The organism is Vibrio sp. TRT 21S02, from assembly GCF_050113675.1.
Lineage (GTDB): Bacteria > Pseudomonadota > Gammaproteobacteria > Enterobacterales > Vibrionaceae > Vibrio.
On record NZ_JBNJOI010000015.1, the window covers coordinates 1 to 14,818 of the forward strand.

Annotated in this window: 12 protein-coding genes; 3 read left to right on the forward strand and 9 right to left on the reverse strand. The window is 45.1% G+C overall.

The window, feature by feature from the left end; genetic code table 11:
- Positions 1-326 precede the first annotated feature (326 nt).
- Complete coding sequence (locus ACQEXU_RS17010; RefSeq protein ID WP_427011705.1) at positions 327-1,403, forward strand: efflux RND transporter periplasmic adaptor subunit; 1,077 nt, start codon at positions 327-329, stop codon at positions 1,401-1,403.
- Positions 1,403-4,513, forward strand: coding sequence for a vibriobactin export RND transporter permease subunit VexH (gene vexH, locus ACQEXU_RS17015; RefSeq protein ID WP_427011706.1), 3,111 nt, complete (start codon positions 1,403-1,405; stop codon positions 4,511-4,513). Before ACQEXU_RS17010 ends, vexH begins: the two co-directional genes overlap by 1 nt.
- Before the next feature lie 56 nt (positions 4,514-4,569).
- Here the strand turns inward: vexH and ACQEXU_RS17020 are convergent, their stop codons facing one another.
- A complete protein-coding gene (locus tag ACQEXU_RS17020) occupies positions 4,570-5,169 on the reverse strand; it encodes a YitT family protein (protein WP_367988387.1) in 600 nt (199 codons plus the stop codon).
- Positions 5,170-5,536: 367 nt separating this feature from the next.
- Here ACQEXU_RS17020 and glyA point away from each other — a divergent pair, with 367 nt between their 5' ends.
- Complete coding sequence (glyA, locus tag ACQEXU_RS17025; protein WP_367988388.1) at positions 5,537-6,787, forward strand: serine hydroxymethyltransferase; 1,251 nt, start codon at positions 5,537-5,539, stop codon at positions 6,785-6,787.
- A 209-nt stretch (positions 6,788-6,996) separates the two neighbouring features.
- Here glyA and ACQEXU_RS17030 read toward each other — a convergent pair whose 3' ends face one another.
- The 8 genes from ACQEXU_RS17030 to mrdA all read right to left on the reverse strand — a co-directional run bounded on the left by ACQEXU_RS17030 (position 6,997) and on the right by mrdA (position 14,814).
- The gene (locus ACQEXU_RS17030) at positions 6,997-7,323 is read right to left on the reverse strand and encodes a hypothetical protein (protein WP_427011707.1); all 327 of its coding nucleotides are present in this window, start codon (positions 7,321-7,323) and stop codon (positions 6,997-6,999) included.
- 150 nt (positions 7,324-7,473) lie between these two features.
- Positions 7,474-8,439 (reverse strand): lipoyl synthase, encoded by a 966-nt coding sequence (lipA, locus tag ACQEXU_RS17035; RefSeq protein ID WP_367988390.1) that lies wholly within the window; start codon positions 8,437-8,439, stop codon positions 7,474-7,476.
- Complete coding sequence (lipB, locus tag ACQEXU_RS17040) at positions 8,436-9,098, reverse strand: lipoyl(octanoyl) transferase LipB (protein WP_427011708.1); 663 nt, start codon at positions 9,096-9,098, stop codon at positions 8,436-8,438. The genes lipA and lipB overlap by 4 nt, the downstream gene beginning before the upstream one ends.
- Positions 9,099-9,274: 176 nt before the next feature.
- On the reverse strand, positions 9,275-9,553 hold the full coding sequence (ybeD, locus tag ACQEXU_RS17045; RefSeq protein ID WP_367988392.1) for a DUF493 family protein YbeD: 279 nt from the start codon (positions 9,551-9,553) through the stop codon (positions 9,275-9,277).
- A gap of 141 nt (positions 9,554-9,694) precedes the next feature.
- The gene (locus tag ACQEXU_RS17050; RefSeq protein WP_427011709.1) at positions 9,695-10,873 is read right to left on the reverse strand and encodes a serine hydrolase; all 1,179 of its coding nucleotides are present in this window, start codon (positions 10,871-10,873) and stop codon (positions 9,695-9,697) included.
- Between the two features lie 90 nt (positions 10,874-10,963).
- The gene (locus tag ACQEXU_RS17055) at positions 10,964-11,794 is read right to left on the reverse strand and encodes a septal ring lytic transglycosylase RlpA family protein (RefSeq protein ID WP_367988394.1); all 831 of its coding nucleotides are present in this window, start codon (positions 11,792-11,794) and stop codon (positions 10,964-10,966) included.
- A gap of 3 nt (positions 11,795-11,797) precedes the next feature.
- On the reverse strand, positions 11,798-12,919 hold the full coding sequence (rodA, locus tag ACQEXU_RS17060) for a rod shape-determining protein RodA (protein WP_367988395.1): 1,122 nt from the start codon (positions 12,917-12,919) through the stop codon (positions 11,798-11,800).
- Entirely contained in the window at positions 12,919-14,814 is a 1,896-nt protein-coding gene (gene mrdA, locus ACQEXU_RS17065) for a penicillin-binding protein 2 (protein WP_427011710.1), read from the reverse strand. The genes rodA and mrdA overlap by 1 nt, the downstream gene beginning before the upstream one ends.
- Positions 14,815-14,818 lie beyond the last annotated feature (4 nt).

Genomic DNA, 14,818 nt, shown 5'->3' on the forward strand with positions numbered 1-14,818 from the left:
GAAGGCAGTGCCGGCAGATTTACAGTCTGCTCCCTTTGGCCACTCGGGAACCCCTCCAGGGTATTTTTATACTTAATCAATGTTTTCCCAACACATCAATCAAGTGCGGAGCGCATCATAGCAAACTCGTCTCCGCTGTAAAGCGTTTTCTTGGCATTTTGAATCAAATGCTGCCTTTTTGGACAAAGATGTCAGGAAGTAACCATTTTATATTGTCGAATTGCTAATTACACTTACAGTTTATTGCTCGGTCTTTACATTCCTTGACGTTATTTAGACCAATTAGCGAATACAATACGAATAGTATTTCATGCCAGATAATCATTATGAAACAGACTTTTACATTAGGTGTACTGCTTTTCTCTCTTTTTTCCGTGGCACCAAGTGCTTATGCGGCAAGACCGGGTGGAAATACCGCTATTACTGTCGTCACTGAACAAGTGCAAACTCATCAGGTTTCTCAATCTTTGACTTTGGTTGGGAAGCTGGAAGCAGAGCAATCCGTCATGATTGCTCCGGAAGTTGCAGGTAAAGTGGAAAAAATTGCAGTCAAAGCAAACCAAGACGTGCAAAAAGGGCAGCTTTTAATTCAATTAGATGACGATAAAGCAAAGGCAGCAGTGGCTGAAGCGAAAGCCTATCTCAGTGATGAGCAGCGTAAGCTGAAAGAGTTTCAGCGCTTAGTGAAACGCAACGCAATTACGCAAACGGAAATCGATGCGCAAAAAGCGAGTGTTGCGATTGCACAAGCGCGATTGGATGCGGCAAACGCAAATTTGAACGATCTCCATATCAGAGCACCGTTTTCGGGCACAGTCGGTTTCATTGATTTCAGTCGCGGCACTTTAGTCAGCGTTGGCTCAGATTTGCTCACACTGGATGATCTTTCGGTGATGCAGCTTGACCTACAAGTCCCTGAGCGTTATTTGTCGATGCTTTCAAAAGGCATGGCTGTTGTCGCTACCAGCAGCGCTTGGGGTGAGCAGATTTTTATGGGAAAAATTGTGGGTGTCGATTCACGCATCAATCGTGAGACGCTTAACCTGCGCGTACGAATCCATTTCCCTAATGATGAGGGGCTGCTAAAACCGGGAATGTTAGTCTCATCAACCTTAGCTTTTCCTCCCATTGAAGCGCCAATTATTCCGGTTCAAGCTCTCGAGTACTCCGGGACTAAGCGTTATGTCTATGTTGTTAATGCTGAAGGGGTCGCCAAGCGCAGCGAAGTGCTTCTTGGTGCCCGTATCGATAACCAAGTGGTGATCAACCAAGGTCTGGAAATTGGTGACAAAATTGTCGTGCAGGGAATCGTTAATATGCGTGATGGCGCGAAAGTCACTGAGTTAGGCAAAGACGGTCGCCCTGTGCAGTCCAAAGGTTCTGAACAAGAAGGGGTCAACTGATGTGGTTATCTGACGTATCCGTCAAACGACCTGTCGCCGCAGTCGTATTGAGCTTGCTGCTGTGTGTGTTTGGTTTTGTCTCGTTCACCAAACTGGCTGTACGTGAAATGCCAGATATTGAAAATCCTGTCGTTTCGATCAGTACGCGTTATCAAGGGGCGTCGGCGACCATTATTGAAAGTCAGATCACTTCGGTTCTGGAAGAACAGCTTTCTGGCATCAGTGGCATTGATGAGATCACCTCCACGACGCGTAATAGCATGTCGCGAATTATGATCACTTTCGAACTTGGGTATGATTTAAACACCGGGGTTAGTGATGTGCGTGATGCGGTTGCACGTGCTCAGCGCTCCTTGCCTGATGAAGCGGACGATCCCATCGTCTATAAAAATAATGGCTCAGGTGAGGCCTCGCTCTATATCAACCTTAGCTCCTCCGAGATGGATCGAACGCAGCTAACCGACTACGCTGAGCGTGTATTGATGGACAGGTTCAGTTTATTAACTGGGGTGAGCTCGGTTGATATTTCTGGTGGTCTATACAAAGTCATGTACGTTAAGTTGAAGCCAGAGTTAATGGCAGGGCGGGGCGTGACGGCATCTGATATTACTTCAGCACTACGCAACGAAAATATTGAAAGCCCAGGCGGTGAAGTGCGTAACGACCAAATCGTGATGTCTGTTCGTACAGCTCGTAGCTACAATCAACCAGGAGATTTTGATTATTTAGTGGTGAAACGTGCCAGTGATGGTTCGCCAATCTATTTAAAGGATGTCGCTGATGTCTACATCGGTGCAAAAAACGAAAACTCGACCTTTAAGAGTGATGGTGTCGTTAATGTAAGCTTGGGCGTCGTACCGCAATCAGATGCAAATCCACTTGAGGTTGCGTCTCTGGTTCATGCTGAAGTGGATAAAATTCAGAAGTTCCTACCTGAGGGAACGCGCCTCGCCATCGATTATGACTCAACCGTGTTTATTGAGCGGTCGATTGCAGAAGTCTACAGCACCTTATTTATTACTGGTGGTTTGGTGATTCTGGTTCTGTATATTTTCATTGGCCAAGCACGAGCAACGTTGATCCCGGCAGTAACGGTGCCTGTTTCTTTGATTTCTTCATTCATTGCCGCTTACTACTTTGGTTTTTCTATCAACCTGATCACCTTGATGGCGCTGATTCTATCGATTGGCTTAGTGGTTGATGATGCCATTGTTGTAGTCGAGAATATTTTCCACCACATCGAACAAGGCGAAAAGCCATTGTTAGCCGCTTATAAAGGCGCTCGTGAAGTCGGTTTTGCGGTTATCGCAACCACACTTGTTTTGGTGATGGTGTTTCTACCTATCTCGTTTATGGATGGCATGGTTGGGCTGCTATTTACGGAGTTCTCTGTGTTGCTGGCGATGTCAGTGATTTTCTCATCGTTGATCGCACTGACATTAACCCCTGTACTGGGCAGTAAAATTCTAAAAGCGAATGTAAAGCCAAACCGCTTTAATCAGTTTGTCGATAAACTCTTTTCTAAGCTTGAAACGGGTTATCGTCAGGTATTGAAGTTGGCGCTGCGTGCCAAGTGGTTAGCGCCGTTGATCATTTTAGCTTGTATTGGTGGTAGTTACGGGCTGATGCAACAGGTTCCGGCTCAGTTAACCCCTTCAGAAGACCGCGGTGTGATTTTTGCCTTTGTTCGTGGGGCCGACGCCACCAGTTACAATCGAATGTCAGCAAACATGGATATTGTTGAAGATCGCTTAATGCCGCTATTAGGGCAGGGTTTCCTTAAGTCATTCAGTATTCAGTCACCTGCTTTTGGTGGTAATGCGGGAGACCAGACCGGATTTGTCATCATGATCCTAGATGACTGGAATGAACGCGATGTAACAGCACAGCAAGCTTTAGGTGAGGTGCGTAAGGCGCTAGCTGGCATACCTGATGTTCGTGTCTTCCCATTTATGCCCGGATTCCGTGGTGGTTCAAGCGAGCCGGTTCAGTTTGTTCTCGGTGGCTCAGATTACGATGAACTGAAAACTTGGGCGGAGAAACTCGAAACTCTGGCTGAAGCTTCCCCTTATATGGAAGGTGCAGACATCAACTATTCTGAAAAAACACCAGAACTGGTTGTTTCTGTCGACAAGCAGCGCGCTGCAGAGCTTGGCATCAGCGTTGCCGATATTTCGGATACGCTAGAGATCATGCTCGGCGGTAAGAGTGAAACCACGTATGTGGAACGTGGTGAAGAATACGATGTTTATCTGCGTGGGGATGAAAACCATTTCAATAATGCGGCGGATTTGAGCCAGATCTACATGCGCACCACTTCGGGAGAACTGGTCACGCTGGATGCTGTAACTAAAATTGAGGAAGTCGCCTCATCGATTCGTCTCTCGCACTACAATAAACAGAAGTCGATCACCGTAACCGCAAACTTGTCGGATGGTTACACCCTTGGTGAGGCTTTAGACTACTTAGATGAACAAGCGATCGAGTTGCTGCCGGGGGATATTTCGGTGAGTTACTCTGGTGAATCGAAGGATTTTAAAGAAAATCAATCAAGTGTTGCGGTTGTGTTTGCTTTAGCTTTACTGGTGGCATACTTAGTGCTCGCGGCGCAATTTGAGAGTTTTGTGAACCCATTAGTGGTGATGTTCACTGTTCCGATGGGGGTATTTGGTGGCTTCTTAGGGTTATTTGTGATGAGCCAAGGCCTCAACATCTATAGCCAAATCGGTATGATCATGTTGATTGGTATGGTCACTAAAAATGGCATCCTTATTGTCGAGTTTGCCAACCAGCTGCGTGACCGAGGATTTGAGTTTGAAACCGCAATTGTAAATGCTTCTGCACGTCGCTTGCGTCCAATTCTGATGACGGCGTTTACAACGCTTGCAGGTTCGATTCCGCTAATCCTCTCAACTGGGGCAGGCTACGAGAGTCGCGTCGCGGTAGGTACGGTGATTTTCTTTGGGATGGGCTTTGCTACCTTGGTGACTTTGTTTGTGATACCTGCGATGTATCGTTTGATTTCATCAGGTACTCGTTCACCAGGCCATGTTGAAGCTGAGTTGAATGAAGAGCTAAGTCATGATGTGAAAGCGCGAATTTCACACTAAACCACAAATAATAAAGCCCGCTTTCAAGCGGGCTTTTTACATCGAGTTATTTGGTGTTAGCCGTAGTTGACCGTGTAGCGAGTTGGCTTGTGGTTCATGGCTAATACGAGGTTGAGCAAGATGGCACCCAATACCGATAATCCAATAATCATAGGGGAAACAAAGAAGAACGAAGCGGCTAAGATGCAGCAATCAATAACAAGCTGAGATTTTCCGACAGAAATCCCCGTTTTGTCTTGTATGAATAGACAGAGTACATTGAATCCACCAAGGCTTGAGCGGTGGCGAAATAAGATCAGCATTCCCAGTCCCATTAGTAGGCCACCGGCGAGTGCACAGTAGATCTCGTTGACAGTTTCCAGTTTGATCACTAAATAAAGGTGATCGGCAAAAATGGAAACTAATGCACCAGAAATCGCGCTATTGAAGGCAAAACGTGCACCAAAGCGTTTCCACGCGAGTAAATAGAATGGGCTGTTAATGAGAAAATAGAGTAAACCAAATGATAAAACGCCGGATTGACTGACCAAAAGCGCCAATCCTGCGGTACCTCCAGTCAACAGCTCTGCGGATTGCAGGAAAAAAACACCTTGTGCGACCAAAAATGTCCCTGTCAGTATTGCGATCCAATCTTCTTTTCTTGAGTGCTTTTCCATCAAATAAAAATAAACTAATCAATAATTGCCTGCATAGTAGGGAAAAGATGACATTTTCGGTAGCTTGAGAGGTCAAATTAAGGTAAACCTATGTAATTATCGATTTACAGGGTGTAAAGGATGAAGTTGACACCAGTGGCGCCTGCTTTCCACAAACAAAAGTGTCATCATGAAAGCCCTTGTTGTTTAATATGAAGAAACTGCATAGAGAAATGTGCAATTTTCTCTTTATGACCTAGATCAAATTATGTAGAATGCGCGTCATTAGCTTGATGCAAACGTTTGCGCGGGTGTTTTTGCGTAGATTAATGGGTCATAAGCCAGTTTTTTTGCAACTTTCAGTACAAATCTGAGTCAGGAGATACAGATGCTTAAGCGTGATATGAACATCGCAGATTACGATGCGGAACTGTTCGCAGCAATCCAAGAAGAAACTCTTCGCCAGGAAGAACACATCGAACTTATCGCTTCTGAAAACTACACAAGCCCACGTGTAATGGAAGCGCAAGGTTCTCAGCTAACCAACAAATACGCTGAAGGTTACCCAGGCAAGCGTTACTACGGTGGTTGTGAGTACGTTGATAAAGCAGAAGCTCTTGCAATTGACCGCGCATGTAAATTGTTTGGCTGTGAATACGCTAACGTACAGCCACACTCAGGTTCTCAAGCAAATAGCGCAGTTTACATGGCGTTGCTAAATCCTGGCGATACCGTGTTAGGTATGAGCCTAGCGCACGGTGGTCACTTGACTCATGGTTCTCCAGTGAACTTCTCAGGTAAGCACTACAATGTTATTCCTTACGGCATCGATGAAGCTGGCCAAATCAACTACGACGAGATGGAAGCATTAGCGCTTGAGCACAAGCCTAAAATGATCATCGGTGGTTTCTCTGCTTACTCTCAAATCGTCGATTGGGCTCGCATGCGCGAAATCGCAGACAAAGCGGGCGCTTACCTGTTTGTCGACATGGCACACGTAGCGGGTTTGATTGCGGCTGGTGAATACCCAACACCAGTTCCACATGCTCATATTGTGACAACCACAACGCACAAAACGCTAGCGGGACCACGTGGTGGCCTGATCCTGTCTAATGCTGGCGAAGAGATGTACAAGAAACTGAACTCAGCGGTATTTCCTGGTGGCCAAGGTGGTCCGCTAATGCACGTTATCGCAGGTAAAGCTGTGGCGTTCAAAGAAGCAATGGAGCCTGAATTCAAAGCGTACCAAGCACGCGTAGTGAAAAATGCGAAAGCAATGGTTGGTCAATTCCAAGAGCGCGGTTATAAAATCGTTTCTAACGGTACTGAGAACCACTTGTTCCTTGTTGACTTAATCGACAAAGATATTACAGGTAAAGATGCTGACGCAGCACTAGGTGCAGCAAACATTACAGTAAACAAAAACTCTGTACCAAATGATCCACGTAGCCCGTTTGTTACTTCTGGTATCCGTGTTGGTACACCAGCAATCACGCGCCGTGGCTTCACTGAAGAAGATGCAAAGGCACTAGCAAACTGGATGTGTGACGTGCTAGATAACATCGGCAACGAGGAAGTTATTGAAGCAACGAAAGCAAAAGTGCTTGAGATCTGTAAACGTCTACCAGTTTACGCATAATTTATCTTGGTAGAGTGAAGCGAACTTCGGCGTCGAATATACTCATTTGCTCACGCAAACTCCGTGTATTCTTCTTGAAATTCACTCATCTACTTTGAAAATTGTTAAAAGCTCCATCATTTGATGGAGCTTTCTTTTTATTCGAATCTAGCCTAGTAAAACAAAAAGGTTGATGTTTTCACATCAACCTTTTTATTGTGGTATTGAGCTTACTTTGAAATGCTGAGGAGCGTGCCTGACTTACACTGGAATTGGTAGTATTTGCGGCTTTCGTTGAACTTGCCTAGGCCCTCACCATCGCAGTAATCAATGTTGATATCACGCATGATCTCTAGCGTCTTTTCTGTAGTCAGAGCAAATTTAGAGCCGTCAGCACATACGATGCGCACACGACCATCATCGCTAACAGAGTAGATATTCACTTCCGTATTACACAGTTCAAAAGAGGCTTCGCGATAGTTGCCTTGCTGTGTATTTGAAGAACACCCTGCCATTAACGCTGCAGTGGCAATAGCCAGAAAAGCGAGTTTTTTCATATTATTATTCCTTAATTGTCAGCATTCATCCTGAACGGATACCTGCATATAACCGTTAGCCTATAAAATCCGGCTCATCCAAGCAAGTGTTTCACTTAAAACAAAAGGGCTAATCAAAGATCAGCCCTTTTAGTTACGATATTAAGCAGATTACTTCACTTCGATACCTTGTGCTTGCATATCAGCATGGTAAGAAGAACGGACAAATGGTCCACATGCTGCGTGGGTGAAACCAAGTTCTAATGCAATGTCTTTCAGCTCATCGAATTCAGAAGGTGGAACGTAGCGTTCTACTGGTAAATGGTGACGGCTTGGTGCGAGGTATTGGCCTAGGGTCAGCATGGTTACGCCATGTGCACGAAGATCTTTCAGTACTTCGACGATTTCTTCTTTTGTTTCACCAAGACCCATCATCAGACCTGACTTAGTCGGTACATTTGGATGCTGTTCTTTGAATTTTTGCAGCAATTGTAGCGACCACTTGTAGTTCGCACCTGGGCGAGCTTTCCGGTACAGACGAGGTGCTGTTTCTAGGTTGTGGTTGAAAACATCTGGCGGGTTATCTTTCATTAGATCAAGTGCCACGTCCATACGACCACGGAAGTCAGGAACCAAAGTTTCAATCTTGATGTGAGGATTGAGTTCGCGGATTTCGCGGTTACAGTTAGCGAAGTGCTCTGCACCGCCATCACGTAAGTCATCACGGTCAACGGAAGTGATGACTACATACTTAAGTTTCATGTCTGCGATGGTTTTCGCTAGCTTTTTCGGTTCTTCAGCTTCAACAGGAAGCGGACGACCATGGGCAACGTCACAGAACGGGCAACGGCGAGTACAGATCGCGCCAAGGATCATGAAAGTAGCCGTCCCGTGGTTAAAACACTCAGCAAGGTTAGGGCAAGATGCTTCCTCACAAACCGAATGCAGTTGGTTCTTACGCATGGCGGATTTGATGTCTTGAATACGCTGGCTATCTGCTGGCAACTTGATTTTCATCCAGTCAGGTTTGCGCAGGACTTCTTTTTGCTCTGTTGGCATATTCTTTACGGGAATTAGTGCCATTTTATCAGCGTCACGATATTTAACGCCTTTTTCCATTTGGATTGGTTTGCTCATGCTTCTTTACCTACAACAGGTGCTTCAGTGCTGTATTCAATATGCTCGTAGCTAAGTAGTGCAACGAGTTCTTTGATTAATTGTTGTTCTACGATATCTACGCTATCAGGGCCGCCAAGTTGGCTGACTTGAACCATTTCCATTCCTGCGTAGCCGCAAGGGTTTATACGCAGAAAAGGGGAGAGATCCATATTTACATTCAAGGCGAGTCCGTGGAAAGAACAGCCTTTACGGATCCTTAACCCAAGAGAACAGATTTTTTTACCATCGACATAGACACCGGGTGCATCAGGGCGTGCTGCTGAGTCGATGTTGTACGTTTTCAGAGTATTGATCACTAGGTTTTCAATATGAGTAACCAGATCCCTTACTCCAAGTTTTTTACGACGGAGATTAATCAAAAAGTAGGCAACTAACTGGCCAGGACCATGGTATGTGACTTGGCCACCACGATCACTCTGAACCACCGGGATATCTCCGGTATTTAATAGGTGCTCAGCTTTACCGGCCTGGCCTTGAGTGAAAACTGGGTTGTGTTCTACAAGCCAGACTTCATCGCTGGTTTCTTCTGTACGATGGTCAGTAAAGTCGTGCATCGCTTGCCAAACAGGTAGGTAATCTTGTCTTCCTAACCTTTTGACAACAAGCTGGTTTGGCATTCTTTATCTCTACGTCGCTTAATAAAGTTTTCAGATTATAAACTGCTTCGTGATAATGAACTATATACGGGTAACACATTTTTAACCCTTCAGTTCACAAGTGTTTTTTATCTGTTTGATAAATAAAAAGAAAGCAGCTTTCGCTGCTTTCAAAAAAATTTTAATAATTAAATTTTTTATAGAACCATACGAACGATATCGATCTCACCCAGTTCTTTGTAAAGGGTTTCTACTTGCTCGATTGACGTTGCGGTAATGTTAATTGATACCGAGTGGTAATTCCCTTTTGCACTTGGTTTCACTGTAGGGCTGTAATCACCAGGTGCATGGCGTTGAATTACTTCAAGCACTTTCTCTGGTAGCTCAGGTTTTGCATAACCCATTACCTTGTAGGTAAACGAACAAGGGAACTCAAGCAGGTCTTTAAGCTTTGCATCTGAGTTAATAGTCAGCATATTGAAAACTCCAAGTTGGAAAATCTGTTTAGCAGCGCGGAATAGTACTGCCTATCGAGTTGGATCTCAAGAGCAGGCTCTTTGCGCTAGAAGTAAAAAAAGCCGCATAATACGCGGCTTTTTGAAAGAGAGGGTTCAGAATTAAAAGAAGCTTTTGAATAGAAGCTTGATGTAATCCCATAGGCGGCTAAATAGGCTGCCTTCTTTAACATCTTCCAGTGCAAGTAGTGGGTATTCTGCTACGTCTTCACCGTCTAATTGATAGTATAGCTTACCAACTACATCGCCTTTCTTCAGCGGAGCTTCTAGTTCTTTCTCAAGTACGAAGCTCGCTTTCAATTTTTTCGCTTGACCACGAGGCAAGGTAACGTAAGTGTCCTGATCTAAACCTAGCGCAACAGTGTCTTTGTCACCCATCCAGATTTTTTCATCCACAAAGGTTTGACCTGCTTTGTGTGGTGCAACGGTTTCGAAGAAGCGGAAACCGTAGCTCAGAAGCTTTTTACTTTCCGATTTACGAGCGTTTGCACTCTTCGTACCCATCACGACAGCAACAAGACGCATTTGGCCTTCAGTTGCTGAGCTAACTAAGCTGTAACCAGCGTTGCTAGTGTGACCGGTTTTGATACCATCAACGTTCATGCTCTTATCCCAAAGCAAGCCGTTACGGTTGTATTGAGTAATGCCGTTGTAGGTAAACTTCTTCTCGGAATAGATACGGTACTCTTCAGGAACATCGCGGATGAGTGCCGCACCCAGCTTCGCCATATCGTATGGAGTTGAGTATAGGTTTGGGTTATCTAAACCATGTACGTTGGCAAAATGCGTGTTTGTCATACCAATGGTATCTGCCCACGCATTCATGAGATCAACAAACGCATCTTCAGAACCTGCGATGTGTTCAGCCATCGCTACACAAGCATCGTTACCTGATTGGATGATGATGCCGCGGTTAAGATCTTTGACTTTTACTGTTGTTCCCACTTCCACAAACATTTTTGAAGAGTCAGGGAAGTTCTTCGCCCAAGCGTTACGGCTGATAGTAACGTCATCTTCAGAAGTAATGTTGCCGCGAGCAAGCTCTTGGCCAATGACGTAACTGGTCATCATTTTGGTCAAACTTGCAGGAGAAAGCTTAGTATTTGCTTCCTTTTCAGCAAGAATTTTCCCTGAATGGTAGTCGATTAGCACATAGCCTTTCGCTGCGATCTGTGGAGGATCTGGCACAACGGTCGGGGAAGCGAATGCGGATGAAGCGAACGTCGCAGAAATAGCGATAGAGGACGCGAAAATATTTTTAAGAAGCGTTGTTTTTTTCATGTTGAATACAAGTTTTTCGTTAACTGCCCATATCTTAACAGAAACAATCGCTCAAACCAGTAGGGGAGTACTCCCACACTGGATTGAGGACTACTGCGTTTTAATAAATGCGCTGGAGTAACCCAGAACTTTAACCTGTTCTAACGTCTTTTGCGTCAGCATATAGTCATCAAATGGCCCTAAGAACACTCGGTGAGCTTTTTTATTGCTGTTGACGTAGCTTTGCACAGATAGCTTCTGACCAAGATTTTGCGCTAAAGTTCGCACACGGTCTTCATATTGTGAAGAAACTACCTGAATAACATATTTAGGAATGGCTTTCTTTTTGTGTGCCGCGGTGGGCTTATTGACGGTAATCACCTCAATTTCAACGTTGGCAGTTCCCGTCTTTAGTACATCAAGCTTAGTGGCGGCAGCATAGCTCAAGTCTATGATACGACCGGGATGGAATGGGCCACGGTCGTTAACACGAACCACTGTGCTTTTGCCGTTATCTAAATTTGTCACCTTTACAAAGCTTGGTAACGGCAGCGTTTTATGCGCAGCAGTCATCGAGTACATGTCGTAAATTTCGCCGTTTGACGTGAGGTGGCCATGAAACTTTTTACCATACCAAGACGCTTTACCACGCTCTTTGTAGCCTTTTGCATCAGAGACTATTTTGTAATGTGAGCCTCGCAAGGTGTAGTTTTTGTTTCCGCCACGACTATAAGGTTCAAACTGTGGTGATACCTCTTCAATGTGTTCGACGGAAATCGGTTTTTCAGGGGCAACGTCTTGAGCCAGTTTATAGCGGCTTTTAGGCTCAGAAGGCTGAGTTACAGTGGTGCTTTTTTCAGTCTCTTTTTCCTCCGGTGTGGAGGAACATCCAGCCAAAATACCAGTAATAAAAGAAGCTAGGATGAAGTGTTTTACGTTCATGAATTAAGTTGCCTTTGAAAACGCTTTTCGGTGAGTGTGAATCGACATCAAGATGCCAAAGCCAGCCATCAAGGTGACCATTGAAGTGCCACCATAACTGATTAATGGTAGCGGTACGCCAACAACAGGTAAAATCCCACTCACCATGCCGATATTTACAAATACGTAGACGAAAAAGCTTAATACAATACTGCCAGCCATCATTCGGCCAAATGCAGTTTGGGCTTTGCTCGCCAAATAGAGACCGCGACCAATAATAAACAGGTACAGGCTAAGTAGCAGTAAGATACCAATGAGTCCCCATTCTTCTGCGATGACCGCGAAAATAAAGTCAGTATGGCGCTCTGGAAGGAATTCGAGCTGTGACTGAGTTCCTTGCATCCAGCCTTTACCTGAAATCCCCCCAGATCCAATAGCGATTTTACTTTGAATGATATGGTATCCAGCTCCGAGAGGATCGGACTCAGGGTTAAACAGGGTTCGAACACGAACTTTCTGATATTCGCGCATGAGGAAGAACCATAGGATTGGCAAAAATGCTCCGAGAGCACACGCGGCACTGAAGATGATTTTCCAGCTGATACCTGCAAGAAAAATAACAAAGATACCAGACGCTGCAATCAGGATTGAGGTACCTAAGTCAGGTTGTTTTGCGATCAAAATAGTGGGTACAAAGACCAATACTAGCGAGATCACTAAAGTTTGAAATGTGGGAGGAAGTGAACGCTTACCAATAAAACGAGCGACCATTAAAGGCACGGCAAGTTTGAGTAACTCTGAGGGTTGGAATCGTACAAAACCAAGATTGAGCCAGCGTTGAGCACCTTTTGAGGCTTCACCAAAAAAGAGCACGCCCAGTAATAAGAGTACCCCTGCGAAGAACATGAGCGGTGCAAGCGTTTCATACGTTCTTGGGGGAACTTGCGCCAGAATGACCATGACGCCAAGCGCCATTCCCATGCGTAATGCTTGTCTATCCATCATTGCGAAGTTTTGACCACTGGCACTATACATGACCATTAAGCCAAACCCCATTAACACCAAAATGCCAAGTAGCATCGGTAAATCAATATGAAAGCGCTCAAACAGAGCGCGATTCTGGCCAGTTGCTGGATCGAAGTCCATTATTTGCTCGCCTCTTGTTGTTCTGTCGATTCATCTAATAAATAGTGATCGAACACTTTTCTTACCACTGGGGCACCATGACTAGAACCACCACCAGCGTTTTCAAGTACGATGGTCACTACCAACTTCGGATCTTTTAGCGGGGCAAAGCCAGTGAACAGTGCATGATCGCGTAGGTGTTCTGCGAGTTCGTCGGCATTGTATTCCTCATCTTCACCTAGGCCAAAGACCTGTGCCGTTCCCGATTTGCCGCCACTGACGTACTTCGTATCTTTAAATGAGCGCCGTGCAGTGCCTTTTTTACCGTGGTTAACTAAGCGCATCCCATCAATAGCAATATCCCAGTAGCGTTCGGGTACGCCGGTGATTGGTGGATAGGTTTCAACGTCAGACAGTTGCTGCTTTTCAAATAACTCGCCATTTTTGATCGTTGCACGCAACAAGTGAGGAGCAACCACTTCACCTCGGTTGACTAAAACTGAGGTCGCTTTGGCGATTTGCATTGGCGTTGCAGTCCAATAACCTTGACCGATACCAACTGGAATAGTATCACCTTGATACCAAGGAACGCGGTGGCGCGCCATTTTCCACTCTCGGGTTGGCATATTAGCTTTGCTTTCTTCAAAGATATCAATGCCGGTGTAGTCACCAAAACCAAACATCATCATCCAGCGAGAGATGCGGTCAATCCCCATGTCATAAGCGACTTGATAGAAGAAGGTATCAACGGATTCTTCGATGGATTTCGTGATATTCACTTTACCGTGCCCCCAGCGGAGCCAGTCTCGGAATGGTTTGGTTTTCGAATTTGGTATCTTCCAGTAACCGGGATCATTTCGAGTGGTGTAGGGTGTGATCACGCCTTCTTGCAATGCAGCAACAGCCATAAAAGGTTTAATCGTGGATGCTGGTGGGTATATTCCTAATGTTGCGCGGTTAACTAGGGGACGGTCTTTGTTATTAAGAAGAGCGCTGTATGCCTTGCCAGAAATACCATGAACGAAGGCGTTTGGATCATAGCTTGGGCTTGATACCATCGCCAATACACCATTGTCTTTTGGATCGAGAACAACGGCGCTGCCTCTGCGGTTATCAAGCAATTTATGGACATAAAGCTGCAACTCGATGTCTAAATTAAGCACAATATCTTTGCCCGGGATCGGTGGGACATATTTTAGTGTGCGGATAATGCGCCCACGGCTGTTGACTTCGACTTCTTGATAGCCTGCAGTGCCGTGTAGTAGATCTTCGTAATAACGTTCAATACCAAGTTTGCCGATATCACGAGTCGCTTGGTAGTTCGCGTCTTTTTCTTCACGGATCAGTCGCTGCATGTCACGATCATTAATTCTTGATACGTAACCAATCACGTGAGTCAGCACTTCACCATATGGGTAGTAGCGCTTTAAGGCTGCGCCAACAGAAACACCGGTAAAGCGGTGTTGATTAACGGAAAACTTAGCAACTTGCTCTTGTGTGAGCTGAGTTAAAATCGGAACTGATTTGAATCGACGAGTTTGACGACGCTCTTTTTGAAAGCGTTCAACTTGCTCCGGAGTGATTTCTAATATTTTCTGTAGCTCGGTAATGGTTTCATCCATGTTTTTGATTTTTTCTGGGATGATTTCCAAGCTAAATACTGGGCGGTTTTCCGCAAGCAACACGCCGTTTCGGTCATAGATCAGACCGCGGTTAGGGGCCAATGGTACGACTTTAATTCGGTTGTCGTTAGAGCGAGTTTTATAATCTTGATACTGATTGATTTGAATGTTGTACAGGTTAGCAATCAGTACGCCCATCATGGCAATAATACCGAGGAAAGCGACAACAGCACGACTGCGAAACAGTCGTGCTTCTTCTTGGTAGTCCCTTATTTGGCTACGCTTTCTTAACATCTAC

What these genes read in the sequence shown, in the direction of transcription:
- ACQEXU_RS17010 (WP_427011705.1), top strand. Translation starts at nt 327, where the DNA reads ATGAAACAGACTTTTACATTAGGTGTACTGCTTTTCTCTCTTTTTTCC.
- vexH (WP_427011706.1), top strand. Translation starts at nt 1,403, where the DNA reads ATGTGGTTATCTGACGTATCCGTCAAACGACCTGTCGCCGCAGTCGTA.
- ACQEXU_RS17020 (WP_367988387.1), bottom strand. Translation starts at nt 5,169, where the DNA reads ATGGAAAAGCACTCAAGAAAAGAAGATTGGATCGCAATACTGACAGGG.
- glyA (WP_367988388.1), top strand. Translation starts at nt 5,537, where the DNA reads ATGCTTAAGCGTGATATGAACATCGCAGATTACGATGCGGAACTGTTC.
- ACQEXU_RS17030 (WP_427011707.1), bottom strand. Translation starts at nt 7,323, where the DNA reads ATGAAAAAACTCGCTTTTCTGGCTATTGCCACTGCAGCGTTAATGGCA.
- lipA (WP_367988390.1), bottom strand. Translation starts at nt 8,439, where the DNA reads ATGAGCAAACCAATCCAAATGGAAAAAGGCGTTAAATATCGTGACGCT.
- lipB (WP_427011708.1), bottom strand. Translation starts at nt 9,098, where the DNA reads ATGCCAAACCAGCTTGTTGTCAAAAGGTTAGGAAGACAAGATTACCTA.
- ybeD (WP_367988392.1), bottom strand. Translation starts at nt 9,553, where the DNA reads ATGCTGACTATTAACTCAGATGCAAAGCTTAAAGACCTGCTTGAGTTC.
- ACQEXU_RS17050 (WP_427011709.1), bottom strand. Translation starts at nt 10,873, where the DNA reads ATGAAAAAAACAACGCTTCTTAAAAATATTTTCGCGTCCTCTATCGCT.
- ACQEXU_RS17055 (WP_367988394.1), bottom strand. Translation starts at nt 11,794, where the DNA reads ATGAACGTAAAACACTTCATCCTAGCTTCTTTTATTACTGGTATTTTG.
- rodA (WP_367988395.1), bottom strand. Translation starts at nt 12,919, where the DNA reads ATGGACTTCGATCCAGCAACTGGCCAGAATCGCGCTCTGTTTGAGCGC.
- mrdA (WP_427011710.1), bottom strand. Translation starts at nt 14,814, where the DNA reads ATGTTAAGAAAGCGTAGCCAAATAAGGGACTACCAAGAAGAAGCACGA.